We start from the raw sequence: 14,711 nt of genomic DNA, 5'->3' as shown, positions 1-14,711 counted from the left end.
AAAATGTACAAAAAAGCGCGTTATTTTTTAGAATAACGCGCTTTAAAATTTTATCGTTTCAGATTATGCTAAATGCTCCAGCATATCTTTAGTCATAGTTTCCAAATCAAATTTATGATTCCATCCCCAATCTTTCCTTGCTTCAGCATCGTCGATACTTGCCGGCCAGCTGTCTGCAATTTTCTGACGGAAATCTGGATTATATGTGATTTCAAATTCAGGAATATGTTTTTTGATTTCAGCAGCAATTTCAGTTGGAGTAAAACTCATAGCAGCCAAATTGTATGAAGAATGTATTTTGATTTCTTCAGCTGGCGCTTTCATAATATTAATCGTCGCATCGATTGCATCATCCATATACATCATTGGCATTTTGGTTTCAGAAGACAAAAAGCACTCGTATTTTTTATCGGCAATCGCTTTGTAGAATATATCAACGGCATAATCTGTAGTTCCGCCGCCTGGAGGAGTAGACCAGCTGATTAAGCCTGGATAACGAATACTGCGAACATCTACACCATAAATATTATGGTAGTATTCGCACCATCTTTCACCTGCCTGTTTACTAATTCCGTAAACTGTAGAAGGTTCCATTACGGTATATTGAGGCGTATTTTCTTTTGGAGTTGTTGGTCCAAAAACTGCAATACTCGACGGCCAGAAAATTTTCTGAATCTTTTTGGCTTTAGCTAAATTTAAAACATGAAAAAGTGAATTCATATTCAAATCCCAAGCAAAAGCTGGATTTTTTTCAGCAGTTGCCGATAAAAGTGCCGCCATAAGATAGACATCTGTAATTTTATGCACTTCTACCAAATGTTCGATCTGATTAAAATCTAAAGCATTGACCACTTCAAAAGGTCCCGAATTAACAACATCAGTATTTAATTTTCGAATATCAGAAGCGATAACATTCTCGGTTCCGTATATTTTGCGCAGTTTTTGCGTCAGTTCTGTTCCAATCTGACCGCAGGCGCCAATGATCAATATTTTAGGATTCATTTCATGATGATTTTAGAGACACAAATATAACGTTTTCGCAATTACTTGCGCTTTTTTGAAGAATAAATTATAAATTCAATAATTTAAAAGTTTGTTTGTTATATTATTCTCTTTTAAGAGTGTGTCTTTGTGCCTTTTTAAGAACCCCGTGAAAAAGCGCTATTTTATTGATATAATAATCAAATTATTTTTTTTAAAATTGATTTTCTGATAAGGATAAAAAGACGAAAAAATAACCTTGATTTATAGAATCTTTAGCAAAAAACAGAATTCATAATTGTAAATTTACTTCGTAACTTTGCAGCCTAACATTTTAATAAATGAAATACAAAATATCTCTTTTTCTGCTTTTGACAACTGTGTTATTTTCTTGCCAAAATGAAAATGAAAAACGCCTTGCAGAAAATGCAAAAGAAGCAAAAAAGAAAGAAGCTATTTTTAACAACATAAATAAAGGTTGGACTTTTCTAGACGAACCCATTAATGAGATTTCAGAATCGCAATTGAATTCATGGACAGAGTGGCGTGAATTTAATAAAGAAATTGGAGAAAAGCCTAGAAAGACAATTGGGGCATTTCAGAAAAAATCGGCTGCGATTTCTAAGAAAGCAATGGCTTTAAACAATAATATTCCGGCTCAGTTTAATCAGCCACAGATCAAAAGCCGTATTTCTATTTTGATTACTAAAATTAAAATGCTGGATTTATTTATTCATTTGAGCACCATTCCAGATGATAAAGTGGTGTTTTTGATACAAGAAATAAATAAAGAGCTGATTTCTTTGGAAAGACAAATGGATAAAATTGTCGAAAAAGCCAAAATACCTAAAGAACAAGGAGAAGAAGATTTCCTTAGAATGTTAGACACAACACGCGCGATTCCGAGTTCGGCACCGCCTTTAGATAAAAATATACCAAAAGTTGAGTAAAAACGCCTTATATACAACCTACGATAATCTGCCAAAAGCCGAGCAGATTGCTAAAAGTTTACTGGAAGGAAATCAGGTAAAAATGAATATCAGCGGATTGTTGGGATCTGCTGTTTCTTTTATAATACGTTCTGTTTTCAGGAAAACCGAACTGCCTTTTCTGATTGTTTTAGACAATAAGGAAGAAGCGGCATATTATCTAAATGATCTGGAGCAAATGATTGGAGAACAAGATGTGTTGTTTTATCCAGCGTCATTCCGCCGTCCGTACCAGATTGATGAAACAGACAACGCCAATGTGCTGCTTCGCGCTGAGGTTTTAAACCGAATTAATTCAAGAAAAAAACCAGCCGTAATTGTTACGTATCCTGAAGCACTTTTTGAAAAAGTTGTTACGAGAAAAGAACTCGATAAAAACACTTTAAAAGTGGCTTTAAACGATAAAATTTCGATTGATTTTATCAACGAAGTTTTATTTGAATACGAATTTAAAAGAGTAGATTTCATTACAGAACCGGGCGAATTTTCAGTTCGTGGAGGAATTGTCGATGTATTCTCTTTCTCAAATGATCATCCATACAGAATTGAGTTTTTTGGAAACGAAGTAGACAGCATCAGAACTTTTGATGTGGAAACGCAATTATCTGTCGAAACACATAAAAAAATCACGATTATCCCAAATGTGGAGAACAAACTTTTTCAGGAAAACCGAGAAAGCTTCTTAGATTATATTGCTGAAAAAACAGTTCTTTTCATTCAAAATACTGACGGACTTTTTAGTCAGTTAGACAAACAATTTGCAAGGGCAGAAGAAGCTTTTGAGAAATTGTCGAAAGAAATAAAACACGCCACGCCAGAGCAATTGTTCTTAAATCAGGCTTCGTTTATTAAACGCGCTTTAGATTTTTCGGTGGTAGAATTGGCCTCAAGACCTATTTTTAAAACGACTAAAAAATTCGAATTTCATATTCAGCCACAGCCGTCTTTCAATAAACAATTTGATTTATTGCTGAATAATCTGAGCGAAAATCATTTTAACGGATATGTCAATTATCTGTTTTGTTCGAATGATACGCAGGCAAAACGTTTTCACGATATTTTTGAAAGCTTAGATGAAGCCAATTCAGAAAACATCAGAAAACAATATCATACCATTGTATTGCCTTTATACCAAGGTTTTATTGATGAAGAAAATCAAATAACGGCTTACACAGATCACCAGATTTTTGAGCGTTATCATAAATTCAACATTAAAAACGGTTATTCAAAGAAACAGAATATCACTTTAAAAGAATTAACTGCACTTTCTGTAGGCGATTATGTAACACACATAGATCACGGAATTGGAAAGTTTGGCGGTTTGCAGAAAATTCAGGTTGAAGGCAAAACCCAGGAAGCCATAAAATTGGTTTATGCCGATAATGACATTGTGTATGTGAGTATTCACTCTCTTCATAAAATTTCGAAATACAACGGAAAAGACGGAACGCCTCCTAAAATCTATAAACTTGGATCAAACGCTTGGAAGGTTTTAAAACAAAAGACCAAAGCGCGCGTAAAACATATTGCATTCAACTTGATTCAGCTGTATGCAAAACGCCGTTTAGAAAAAGGGTTTCAGTTTGCTCCAGACAGTTATCTTCAAAACGAATTGGAAAGTTCGTTTATTTACGAAGACACGCCAGACCAAATGAAATCGACGGCCGAAGTGAAAGCCGATATGGAAAGCGATCGCCCAATGGATCGTTTGGTTTGTGGTGATGTTGGTTTTGGTAAAACAGAGGTCGCGATTCGTGCTGCTTTTAAAGCGGTTGATAATAGTAAACAAGTTGCTGTTTTAGTGCCGACAACGATTTTGGCGTATCAGCATTACAGAACTTTTTCGGAACGATTAAAAGATATGCCAGTTACAATTGGTTATTTAAACCGATTTAGAACTGCAAAACAGAAAACGCAGACTTTAAAAGATTTAGCTGAAGGAAAACTAGATATTGTAATTGGAACACATCAATTGGTCAATAAAAATGTAGTTTTTAAAGACTTAGGTTTATTGATTGTTGATGAAGAACAAAAGTTTGGAGTTAACGTAAAAGATAAACTGAAAACCATTGCGGCCAATGTCGATACGCTGACTTTGACTGCAACGCCAATTCCGAGAACACTGCAGTTTTCTTTGATGGCGGCTCGAGATTTATCGGTAATTACAACGCCTCCGCCAAATCGATATCCGATTGAAACGAATGTTGTTGGTTTTAATGAAGAAATTATTCGTGATGCGATTTCGTATGAAATTCAGAGAAACGGACAGGTTTTCTTCATTAATAATAGAATTGAAAACATAAAAGAAGTGGCGGGAATGATTCAGCGTTTGGTTCCAAATGCAAGAGTTGGAATTGGCCACGGACAAATGGACGGTGCCAAACTCGAAGAATTGATGTTAGGCTTCATGAACGGTGATTTTGATGTTTTGGTAGCAACAACCATTATCGAAAGTGGTTTGGACGTTCCAAATGCGAACACGATTTTTATTAACAACGCCAATAATTTCGGATTATCAGATTTGCATCAAATGCGCGGTCGAGTAGGGCGAAGCAACAAAAAAGCATTTTGTTATTTCATATGTCCGCCGTATTCGTCAATGACGGAAGATGCGAGAAAGCGTATTCAGGCGTTGGAACAATTTAGCGAATTGGGAAGTGGTTTCAATATTGCCATGAAAGATCTTGAGATTCGTGGCGCAGGAGATTTATTGGGCGGAGAACAAAGCGGGTTCATTAACGAAATTGGTTTTGATACGTACCAAAAAATCATGAATGAGGCGATTGAAGAATTAAAGGAAAACGAATTCAAAGATTTGTATCCTGAAGAAAATGATATTGACACAAAAGAATACGTAAAAGACATTCAAATCGATGCCGATTTTGAGCTTTTATTCCCAGATGAATATATCAATAACGTTTCGGAACGTTTGGTTTTATACAACGAGTTAGGAGCAATAAAAGATGAAGCTGGTTTACAGGAATTTGAGAAAAAATTAATTGACCGTTTCGGACCATTGCCAAAACAAGCAACAGCATTGTTAAACAGCATTAGAATAAAATGGATTGCTACAAAAGTCGGAATCGAGAAATTAGTCTTGAAACAAGGCAAAATGATTGGTTATTTCGTATCCGATCAACAATCAGATTATTACCAGTCGGTGAAGTTTAGAAATGTTTTAAACTTTGTTCAAAAGCATAGTAATCTTTGCAAAATGAAAGAAAAACAAACCGTAAACGGATTACGCTTGTTATTGACTTTTGAAAATGTGAAGTCGATAAAACGTGCGCTGGAATTGATGGAGTTGTTTGAGGAGTAAAGTGTATAGTAATAAATAATAAAAAACCGATATAGAAATATATCGGTTTTTTGTTGCTAGAACTAGCTATGGTTTTTCTCCATTTAAAACATTGCTGATATTATTAAAAGCTTCTGTTATGGTTTTAAAATTAGTATTTTCTTTATGAAACATTAGAGATGTATAAAGTTTAATAGTTTCTGTATCAGAATCAAATTCAATAATATTATCAAGCTTTGTGATATAATTGGTCATGGAACTTTTTTTATACCATCTATCAAAAACAGAAAATCTTTGAAATGCTTTTTTATCATTATCATCGCAGATATAAATTAATGCATCATGAATATTTTAAAAAAATGCGGTAATAATGTTTTTGATTGTTTTTGAAATCAATACATCAAATTGTTCAGGTTGAGAGCTAATTTTGTCAATGGTAATTTGATAAACATTTCCAAGTTCTATATCGTTCCCAACGCAAGATGCTAATGTAAAATCTTCATAGAAAGCAATTCTGTATTCAATTTGTCTTTTTGTAAAGAAACTATAATAACCAGAATCAGAATTAAAAGAATAATTATATTGTTTTAACAAGTTTGATACCTTTTAAAGTTAAGGTTTCTGTAGAAGTTTTACCTTGTAAAAAAGAGCGTACAGCAACCTTATCATCTCTCATCTTGATAATGACTTGTTTAATTGCTTCCTTATTTACTGTTGTAGTTTTCATGTTGCAAAGTAACAGTTTTAAGTTGAATATTGCAAAATTTGTAGTATTATTTTTTCTTTTTAAAAGTATTTTATTGATTATCAGTTGATTTAAAAATTAAGTTTTCTTTATCTTTTATTTAAGAAAAACCTTAGAACTAAAAAGTTTTCTTTGAACCAAAATTTTCAAAGACACTTTATATGCAGAATCAACTTCTTGTTCTTTTTTTATTTCTTGGATGTACTTCAATTTTCGCTCAGGGAAAAGATAGAATTATTTCAAATGATTCCTTAAAATCAGAAACAATCGATCCGCTTCGTCCAGCAAAAGCAGCTTTTTATTCGGCAGTTTTGCCTGGTTTAGGACAGATTTATAATAAAAAATATTGGAAACTTCCTTTGGTATATGGTGCGATTGGTACGAGTGCTTATTTCTACATCGACAATCAGAAGAATTACAATCTTTATAGAAATGAATACAAAAATAGGCTTGAAGGAAAAAAAAGCGATTCTGAATTTTTAGCAGGATTAAGCGAAAGCCAGTTGATTACAGCTCAAAAAGGCTATCAAAGAAATAGAGATTTATCTGCTTTGTGTATGGTTGGTTTTTATGTCTTAAATATTATCGACGCCAACGTTGATGCCGCTTTATCTCAGTTTAATGTAAATGAGAATTTAGCTTTTAAACCCACATTAAATAAAAATGAAATCACGTCGGAGAATAATTTAGGATTTGCTCTGAATTACACATTTTAAAAGATAGAAAAGCGCATGATAATCATGCGCTTTTCTATTTTAACCAAATCGAATTCATTTAACGATCAGTTTTTTAGTAGCTTTAAAATCTTTAGAAATAATCTAGTGTAAAATTCGTGGCAAAAAACTAAGAAACTAAATGCCTCAGTATCTTAGCACTTTAAATTATAACTTTTTCAATCCTTTTAAATCTGAAGCCATTCCTTCTTTTATGCTGATGGCAGCACCACCGCCTGGAGCTAAATACTGCTTCAATTTGCTTTTTGAGTTTACGATAACTTTAGCAACCGTATATTTCTGTGGATTTTGATTCCAATTGGCGTCTTTAGCATCGGCATAAATGGTGGCAACGAAATTTTTTCCTGCAGGTAAATAATCGAAAGAAATGTTTGCTGTTCTGGCATTTTCATCTGTAATTCCGCCAATAAACCATTCGTTTTTGCCTTTTGCTTTACGAGCAATTGTAATGTAATCTCCAGGTTCGGCTTCTAGAATATAACTGTTATCCCAATCTACAGCTACGTCTTTAATGAACTGAAATGCATCTGGAAAACGCTCGTAATTTCCAGGAATATCAGCCGCCATCTGCAACGGACTGTACATCGTTACATAGTAAGCCAATTGTTTTACTAAAGTCGTGTTTACTCTTTGCGAACTTCCTGTTCCGTAATACGAAAGATCAGTCTGGAAAATTCCTGGAGTATAATCCATTGGGCCTCCCATTAAGCGGGTAAATGGCAGAATTGTAGTGTGATCTGGAGCTAATCCTCCCATAGATTCGAACTCGGTACCGCGCGCTGATTCCTGAGCAATCCAGTTTGGAAAAGTTCGGTTTAATCCCGTTGGTCGAACGGCTTCGTGGCTGTTGATCATAATTTTATAATCGGCAGCACGTTTCGCAACGTTGATGTAATGATTTACCATCCATTGTCCGTCATGATGTTCTCCACGCGGAATAATCTGTCCTACATAACCTGTTTTTACAGCATCATAACCGTTATCATTCATAAATTGAAAAGCACGATCTAGACGACGTTCGTAATTGGTTGCAGAGCCTGAAGTTTCATGGTGCATGATAATTTTTACACCTTTTGAAGCTGCATAAGCATGAACCGCTTTTACATCAAAATCAGGATATGCGGTAACGAAATCAAAAACGTCTTCTTTCCAGTTGCCAATCCAGTCTTCCCAGCCAATGTTCCAACCTTCGATAAGGATTGCATCAAAGCCATTTTTAGAAGCAAAATCAATGTATTCTTTGGCGCGTTCTGTTGTAGCTCCGTGTTTTCCGTTTGGAGTAAGTTTCGTAAAATCATCTGTCATTTTTACGTTGTTTTCTTTTCCAAAAGCCCACGTACTTCTTCCTGCAACAAAATATTCCCACCAAATTCCAATGTATTTTACTGGTTTAATCCATGAAACATCTTTGTAACTGGTTGGTTCGTTAAGGTTTAAAATTAATTTTGAAGCTAAAATATCAGTTGCTTTATCACTTACCACAATAGTTCTCCAAGGTGTTTGAGCATCAGTCTGCATATAACCTTTTGCACCAACGGCATCTGGTGCTAAATGACTTGTCATTTTGTTGGTTTTAGCATCAACTTCAAGATACATTGCGGGATAATTAATTAATCCTGCTTCGTGAATGTTGATATATAAACCATCATCAGACTTCATCATAGATGGTGTTTGTACTGACAATTCTTTAATTGGCTGCTGTGCATTGATTTCAATCGTAGCTTTTTTCATCAAAGAAGGGATTTCTGAAATCTTTGATGTTGTATAAGCATATTCGTTGGTGTCATAATCTCCTGGAATCCAGAAAACTTTATGATTTCCAGCCAATTGAAATTCGGTGCGCTCTTCTTTAATTACAAAATAATTCAGGTCATTTTGTTTCGGAAATTCGTATCTAAATCCCAATCCGTCGTTGAATAAACGGAAACGAATACGGATAAATCTATTGTTGTTTTTCGCTTGCGCTAAAGTGACAATCAATTCGTTGTAATGATTACGAATTGTTTTTTCTTCTCCTAAAACCGGATTCCAATTTTCATCAACAGAAGATTGTGCTGTATTTGTAATGGTAAAACCATCCATAAACGAAGCATTGTTTTTAAGCTCTAGACCTAAAGAACTTGGTTTGATAACTGGTTTTTGTTTGTATGATAATTGGTAAGACGGAATACCGCCTTCTTTTAATTCAAATTTTAGAGAAAGATTTTTGTCTGGCGAAGTTACTTCTTGTGCCTGAAGTAAAAATACACTTAGGATAGCAAAAAATAAAAGCGCTGTTTTTTTGTTCAAACGCATTTGAAGCAATGTTTTTTGGGATTGAAAATTCATTTTATTTAGTTTTTTGCAAATCTAACTTTATTATAAACTTTTATTCTTTTTTAGGTATTAAATATTGGTAAGCTTCTAATTAATTTCTGAATCAACAGAAATTGTGCTTCCAGTTAATGCATTTTTCCAGTTGGTATTAGGCAAAGCAATTGGAGTCGTGTAGTTAAGAGATTTCTTCGTTCAAAATTAAAATGAGAAAAACTTTGCGGAAATATAAAACTTGGAATTGATCAAAAAAAAAATCACTCCGAAGAGTGATTTTAAGGGTAATATTTGTGGTTTTGGTTAGATAATTTTAGTATGAAGTTAAAAAAAACCGCGCATCAATTTGAGCGCTTTACTCATTTGGTTCCGGACTGTATTTATCGAGATTCCGAGTTCTTTGCTTATTTCTTCGTCGCTCATTCCTTTTTTCCGACATTTTAAAATCTGACGTCTTTTGGGTGGGAGCTATTTTTATAGATTGTTTAACTTGCATTTATTTAATCCCAATGGTATTAAACTATCAAAATTCGAGGTCTGATGCCTGACTTCTTCACAAATATATAAAAATATTATTCTCAACAAATCATATATAAAAAAACTTAATTCAAATTTTTTGTTAGTTTTTTTAGAGAAAGACATAAAATGTTGTGTAAAGTGGCATTTTACAAGTAAGTGTCATATTGACGCTTTTCTGAAGTAGAAAGTAATTTCTGAATTTTACTTTTGAGAATATTCTTATTTGCTAAAATAGAATTATGTTGATGTACTTTTTTATTCTAAAAAAAATCCTTTCATCTTTTATTAAAAAGACAAAAGGATTTTTGTGTTATAAAGAAGAATCAAAGCGATTCTTTAGATCTTATTTAATTAATTTTTCAAGTCTTTAATTACTTTAAAAGCAACATCAACTTGATCTTCTCCAACTAAAATAGTAAATTCATTTGAAGTCGAAATTACCTCGTTGATGATAATTCCTTCCCAAGCCAAACGCTGGAATATGAAATAGTAAATACCAGGAACAACAATGTTTTCTTTTGGTAATTTTACAGTGATAGAAGCTAAATTATCCAATTTCTGGATTAATTTTTCTCTCATAAAGTGTTTTTCAACTAAGTGATTTACACTGCTGCTCACGACAATATTCGTTTCATTTACTCCACGAGATGAGGTATAAAAAATATCAGATAAAGCATTAATATCAGAGATCAAATCTGCTTGTTTGTTTAAGACAGTTTCAGACGCTGCGAAAGTGTAATCGGTAAGTTCCGAACGAACCGTGATTTCACCAATATTTTTAATTACTTTATTGATTTTGTGGTTTAGTTTAAAATCTAGTTCTTCCGTTAGTCGTTTTAAAGACATTACAACAGCGCCTTGTTTTACTTCTTTGCCAAACTCACTTTCTAATTCGGTCATAATATTTCGCGAAAGTGAAGTTAGGTTAATAATTCCGAGTGACAGGGCATTTAATAAAAATGGTTTTGTTTTAATGTAGTTTTCTACAATAGAAGAAACAGTTTTCATAATCTTTTTTTTTTTTTTTTGGTAACAGTTGAGTTGGTAGTTAATTTAACATTGCGATGTTATAATTCTTTGCAAATATAAATAAAAAAACAAATTGTTACAATTATAACAATAAAAAAATATGTTAAAAGTGATAAAAAGCATCAGTAAGATGTTCAATTGCAAATGATTCGCCATTTTTATGGACTGCAACGATGTCAAAACGGATTTCTAAATCTTCTTGAAAATCCTTTTCCCTATCGTTTATGTAGGCATTTACTGCTTTAATGAGTAATTGGATTTTTTTGGACTTCACAAAATCTTGCGGAGAACCAAAATCTAAACTCGAACGAGTTTTAACTTCAACAATTGCCAAAATATTATCTTTTTGTGCAATTATATCTATTTCTGCTTTTTGGATAACAAAGTTTCGTTCTATAATCGAATATCCATTTTCTTCAAGATGTGCCGCAGCGAGATCTTCTCCTAATTTTCCTAAATCGTTATGTTCTGCCATGGGTTTTGTTTTTTTGTTTCAAGTTTCAGGTTTCAAGTTTTGAGTTTTGAGTTTTTGAAAGCGTCATATTAATTTTATGTTTTTTGCACGCAAAGACGCGAAGCCACAAAGAATACTAAAACTTTGCGACTTCGCGTCTTTGCGAGATTTTATGTGGTATTGTTAGATTTGCTTAGATCCTAAGCAATGTGATATTACTTTTTAAAAGTAACCGTACTTCCAGAAGCTGTAACTTCTATAGAAACAGTATTTCCCATAATTAAAGCTCTGTTGTCTCTAATATGACCGGCTGGAAAATTAAAAATGACTGGAATATTGTATTTTTTCGTAACATCATCAATAATTTCCAATGCATTTTTCCCCCAAGGAACTTCATTGTCTTTCATGCTTGTCATTCCGCCAATGATAATTCCTTTTAGATTTTCGATACATCCGTTACGTCTTAGATTCATCATCATACGGTCAATATGATATAGATATTCGTCTAAATCTTCGATAAATAAAATTTTATCCTTGCAGTCAATTGCCGATGGTGATCCTAACAAACTATATAAAATAGACAAGTTGCCTCCAACCAATTCTCCAGTAGCACTTCCTAAACGATTCATAGGATTTGGACTAATAGAGTAAGAAATAGGTTCGTTAAATAAAGCGGCTTTTAATGAGCTGACGGCATCTGGAGTTGCTCTAGGAACCGTTACTGGCATAATACCATGAATAGATTTATAGCCCATCGTATTCAAATGATTATGTAGAACCGTTACATCACTAAAACCGATAACCCATTTAGGATGCTGTTTAAATTTAGTAAAATCTAGTAAATCTAACATTCTAACAGTGCCATATCCGCCGCGAACGCACCAGATCGCTTTAATATTCGGATTGTCCATTTGTTTCTGAAAATCGGCAGCTCTCTGTTCATCTGTTCCAGCCAATTGATGATAATCTAAACCAATTGTAGATCCGATTACGGCCTCTAAACCCCAACTATGCAATAAATCTATTGTTGGTTTTAAATTGTCGTCAATGTTTTTTCTTGCTGTTGCCAAAAGAGCGACAGTATCTCCTTTTTGTAAATAAGGCGGTGTTATCATGTTTTGTTGAGATTGACAGTTGAATGAATGTAAAGCAAAAATAAGAAATGCGAGTTTACAAAAGACAAAGTGTCTCTTTATATGGTGAAAGCAGTTTTTATTCATTTTTTTCTTGTGCTTAAAATTATAAAATTAATTTTTAAGGTTTAGCAATTTAACCTCCATATTGTTTTTGAAGCTCGGCCAAAAGTAACATTAAACCTTTGTCTGCTTCTTCAGACTGAACATTGGCAAATAAGATAAAAGCTTTATCGATGTCTTTGCAAATATACACTTTGGTTAAAAATGTTCCTGGATTTCCGTAGTGAAAAGAATATTTTAGACCCGATTTTTCATTTATTTCAGAATACCATCCAAAAGAAAATTCAGAAAAACCAAAATGCATTTTATTAAATTCTTCTTCAGACAATACTTTTGATTTTCCTAACAAACCTTGCAGTTGCATCTGTGTAAATTTGCAAAAATCAGGAAGATTTACATTGATATTTCCTGCTGATGAAAGCCAATTTAATTTATAATTTACAAATGGTTTTTCGGGCTTCAAATTTTCATCATGTCCCCACGGCTGGTTTATATCAGTCACGTTTGGTTGTCCAAAACCGAAGTTAATATTTAGCTTTTTACCCAATTCTTGCAATAAAGTTTCATAACTCTTTCCTGTTGCTTTTTCGAGCATTAAACCTGCAGCAACAAAACTTGGATTGGAGCCATACCATTCTTGTTTTTCTGTAATAATTTGTTTTTGCTTAAAAAACCAGCTTATAAACTCATAACGCTGTTCTTGATTATTTCCTTTAATTTCTTGTTGATTTGGAGTTTCATTTCCTTAAGACCAAGTCGGTATTGGCGCTCTAAATGTCAAGAAATCTTGCAGGGTTACATTATAAATTTCTGGATTACTTGCTGCTTTTAATTCAGGATATAAATCAAAAAATTTAGTATCCCAGTTTATTTTTCCTTCTTTAACTAAAGTCGCCGCAATATAACTTGTGACCGTTTTTGTGATGGATCCTAAACGGAATAGATCATTAATTTTTGATTTATGAGAAGACTTGTAACGTTGAAATCCTAAAGCTTCAATTTCAAAAATAGAATCTGATGAAACGACTGCATAAGCCAATTCTGGAATTTTATATTGTTTTCTGATTTCCTCTGCGCTGGAACTATTTTTTTGCCCATAAAATGGATTCATAAAGCTCAAGAATAAAGCAAAAAACAGTATTTTTTTCATGTTATAAATTGTCAGATTTTTTCAGCAAGATACAAGAGTTTTATTAGAAACAAATGTAATATTTTTAAATTTTATTCAAGTAAAAATCTTACAAATTAATTAAGTTTGTCTTTTTAAAAATCTTCTCTATGCCGTTAAAATATAAATTCTCTTTGATTATTCTTTTTGCGTTGAATGTTCTGTTTAGCCAACCCAAAAAATACAAAATACACACCGTAGCTTTTTACAATTTTGAAAATCTGTACGACACTGTAAATGATGAATTTACAAATGATGATGAATGGACTCCAAACGGGGCGCAGCATTGGACAATAGAGAAATATCAGCAGAAATTAAAAAATTTGGCGAGGGTAATATCTGAAATTGGTACACCCGAGAATTCAAATGCTCCAACTTTAATTGGAGGAGCTGAAATCGAGAATCGTGGCGTTTTAGAAGATTTAATAAAAGAACCAAAGCTATTGCCATTAGATTTAGGAATCATTCATTTTGATTCTCCAGACAAACGAGGAATCGATGTGGCTTTGTTATATCAGAAAAAACATTTTCGACCCACTTCTTATTCGAATATTCCTTTAATTATTTATAAAAAAGAAATGGTCAAAAAAGAACAAGAAGCAGAAGTTTTGGATGACGAAATTGAAATTAAAAAAGAAAATAAAAATCGAGTTTTTACAAGAGACCAGCTTTTGGTTTCGGGATTTTTGGAAGATGAAGAAATTCATATTATTGTCAATCACTGGCCGTCCAGATCTGGCGGAGAAAAAGCAACAATGGTATTTCGGGAAGCTGCAGGAAAATTAAACCGAAAAATTATTGATTCATTACAACAAATTAATCCGCAGGCAAAAGTATTGACAATGGGAGATTTTAATGACGGACCATTTAATAAAAGTATAAAAACAGGGCTAGGCGCACGCGGAGTAAAAACAGAAGTTCAAGAATTTGGAGTTTTTAATCCTTTTGAAGAGCTTGCTAAAAAAGGCTTAGGAACTATTGCTTATAGAGACTCTTGGAATATTTTTGATCAAATTATCCTAACAGAATCCTTCGTTAAAGCTGATTTTTCGACTTTTAATTTTTGGAAAGCAGGGATTTTCAATAAACCTTATCTTATTCAAAATTCTGGTGCATATAAAGGATATCCGTTGCGGAATACATTGAGGGAAGCAGGTTTTAGTGATCATTTTCCGGTTTATGTTTATTTGATAAAAGAGTTTTTAAGGTAGAGACGCACTGCAGTGCGTCTGAAGTTTTTCAGAAATTAAAATACAAACCCATAGACGCACTGCGGTGCGTCTCTACA

General features: G+C 33.2%; 12 protein-coding genes and 2 pseudogenes. 4 read left to right on the top strand and 10 right to left on the bottom strand.

Going from position 1 to position 14,711, the window contains the following annotated elements; all coding sequences use genetic code 11:
- Positions 1 to 63 precede the first annotated feature (63 nt).
- Entirely contained in the window at positions 64 to 1,002 is a 939-nt protein-coding gene (locus tag ACFO3N_RS01540) for an L-threonine 3-dehydrogenase (RefSeq protein ID WP_095929615.1), read from the bottom strand.
- 320 nt (positions 1,003 to 1,322) lie between these two features.
- Here ACFO3N_RS01540 and ACFO3N_RS01535 point away from each other — a divergent pair, with 320 nt between their 5' ends.
- Positions 1,323 to 1,931: a hypothetical protein gene (locus ACFO3N_RS01535; protein WP_248728991.1), complete on the top strand. Its 609-nt coding sequence runs from the start codon at positions 1,323 to 1,325 to the stop codon at positions 1,929 to 1,931.
- On the top strand, positions 1,924 to 5,289 hold the full coding sequence (mfd, locus tag ACFO3N_RS01530; protein WP_379794946.1) for a transcription-repair coupling factor: 3,366 nt from the start codon (positions 1,924 to 1,926) through the stop codon (positions 5,287 to 5,289). Before ACFO3N_RS01535 ends, mfd begins: the two co-directional genes overlap by 8 nt.
- A 66-nt stretch (positions 5,290 to 5,355) precedes the next feature.
- On the opposite strand, the gene ACFO3N_RS01525 is transcribed toward mfd, so the two are convergent.
- From ACFO3N_RS01525 to ACFO3N_RS01515, 3 genes are read right to left on the bottom strand one after another with little or no spacing between them, the layout of a single operon-like run.
- The gene (locus tag ACFO3N_RS01525) at positions 5,356 to 5,616 is read right to left on the bottom strand and encodes a DUF6169 family protein (RefSeq protein ID WP_379795186.1); all 261 of its coding nucleotides are present in this window, start codon (positions 5,614 to 5,616) and stop codon (positions 5,356 to 5,358) included.
- Positions 5,617 to 5,619: 3 nt separating this feature from the next.
- Positions 5,620 to 5,862: a hypothetical protein gene (locus tag ACFO3N_RS01520; RefSeq protein ID WP_379794945.1), complete on the bottom strand. Its 243-nt coding sequence runs from the start codon at positions 5,860 to 5,862 to the stop codon at positions 5,620 to 5,622.
- Positions 5,846 to 5,995, bottom strand: coding sequence for a hypothetical protein (locus ACFO3N_RS01515; protein WP_379794944.1), 150 nt, complete (start codon positions 5,993 to 5,995; stop codon positions 5,846 to 5,848). The genes ACFO3N_RS01520 and ACFO3N_RS01515 overlap by 17 nt, the downstream gene beginning before the upstream one ends.
- A gap of 179 nt (positions 5,996 to 6,174) precedes the next feature.
- Here ACFO3N_RS01515 and ACFO3N_RS01510 point away from each other — a divergent pair, with 179 nt between their 5' ends.
- The gene (locus ACFO3N_RS01510; RefSeq protein ID WP_379794943.1) at positions 6,175 to 6,729 is read left to right on the top strand and encodes a DUF5683 domain-containing protein; all 555 of its coding nucleotides are present in this window, start codon (positions 6,175 to 6,177) and stop codon (positions 6,727 to 6,729) included.
- 165 nt (positions 6,730 to 6,894) lie between these two features.
- Here ACFO3N_RS01510 and ACFO3N_RS01505 read toward each other — a convergent pair whose 3' ends face one another.
- The 6 genes and pseudogenes from ACFO3N_RS01505 to ACFO3N_RS01480 form a co-directional block, all read right to left on the bottom strand.
- Positions 6,895 to 9,042, bottom strand: a complete 2,148-nt coding sequence (locus tag ACFO3N_RS01505) for a glycoside hydrolase family 97 protein (protein WP_379795185.1) — start codon at positions 9,040 to 9,042, stop codon at positions 6,895 to 6,897.
- A gap of 339 nt (positions 9,043 to 9,381) precedes the next feature.
- Positions 9,382 to 9,513: pseudogene (locus tag ACFO3N_RS01500) on the bottom strand (sigma factor-like helix-turn-helix DNA-binding protein); the annotation flags it as partial.
- Positions 9,514 to 9,927: 414 nt separating this feature from the next.
- Entirely contained in the window at positions 9,928 to 10,584 is a 657-nt protein-coding gene (locus tag ACFO3N_RS01495) for a hypothetical protein (RefSeq protein WP_008466087.1), read from the bottom strand.
- A 124-nt stretch (positions 10,585 to 10,708) separates the two neighbouring features.
- The gene (locus ACFO3N_RS01490; RefSeq protein ID WP_379794942.1) at positions 10,709 to 11,080 is read right to left on the bottom strand and encodes a YraN family protein; all 372 of its coding nucleotides are present in this window, start codon (positions 11,078 to 11,080) and stop codon (positions 10,709 to 10,711) included.
- 194 nt (positions 11,081 to 11,274) lie between these two features.
- Positions 11,275 to 12,174: a S66 peptidase family protein gene (locus ACFO3N_RS01485; protein WP_286971473.1), complete on the bottom strand. Its 900-nt coding sequence runs from the start codon at positions 12,172 to 12,174 to the stop codon at positions 11,275 to 11,277.
- A 154-nt stretch (positions 12,175 to 12,328) separates the two neighbouring features.
- Positions 12,329 to 13,366, bottom strand: a pseudogene (locus tag ACFO3N_RS01480) (serine hydrolase domain-containing protein).
- A 167-nt stretch (positions 13,367 to 13,533) separates the two neighbouring features.
- On the opposite strand from ACFO3N_RS01480, the gene ACFO3N_RS01475 reads away from it, so the two are divergent.
- Positions 13,534 to 14,634 (top strand): endonuclease/exonuclease/phosphatase family protein, encoded by a 1,101-nt coding sequence (locus ACFO3N_RS01475; RefSeq protein WP_379794941.1) that lies wholly within the window; start codon positions 13,534 to 13,536, stop codon positions 14,632 to 14,634.
- The last annotated feature ends 77 nt before the right edge of the window (positions 14,635 to 14,711 follow it).

It is taken from the genome of Flavobacterium chungangensis (assembly GCF_042654045.1).
GTDB lineage: Bacteria > Bacteroidota > Bacteroidia > Flavobacteriales > Flavobacteriaceae > Flavobacterium > Flavobacterium chungangensis.
Note: the sequence above shows the minus strand (reverse complement) of the source record. Positions and strands in the feature narration are given on the sequence as shown.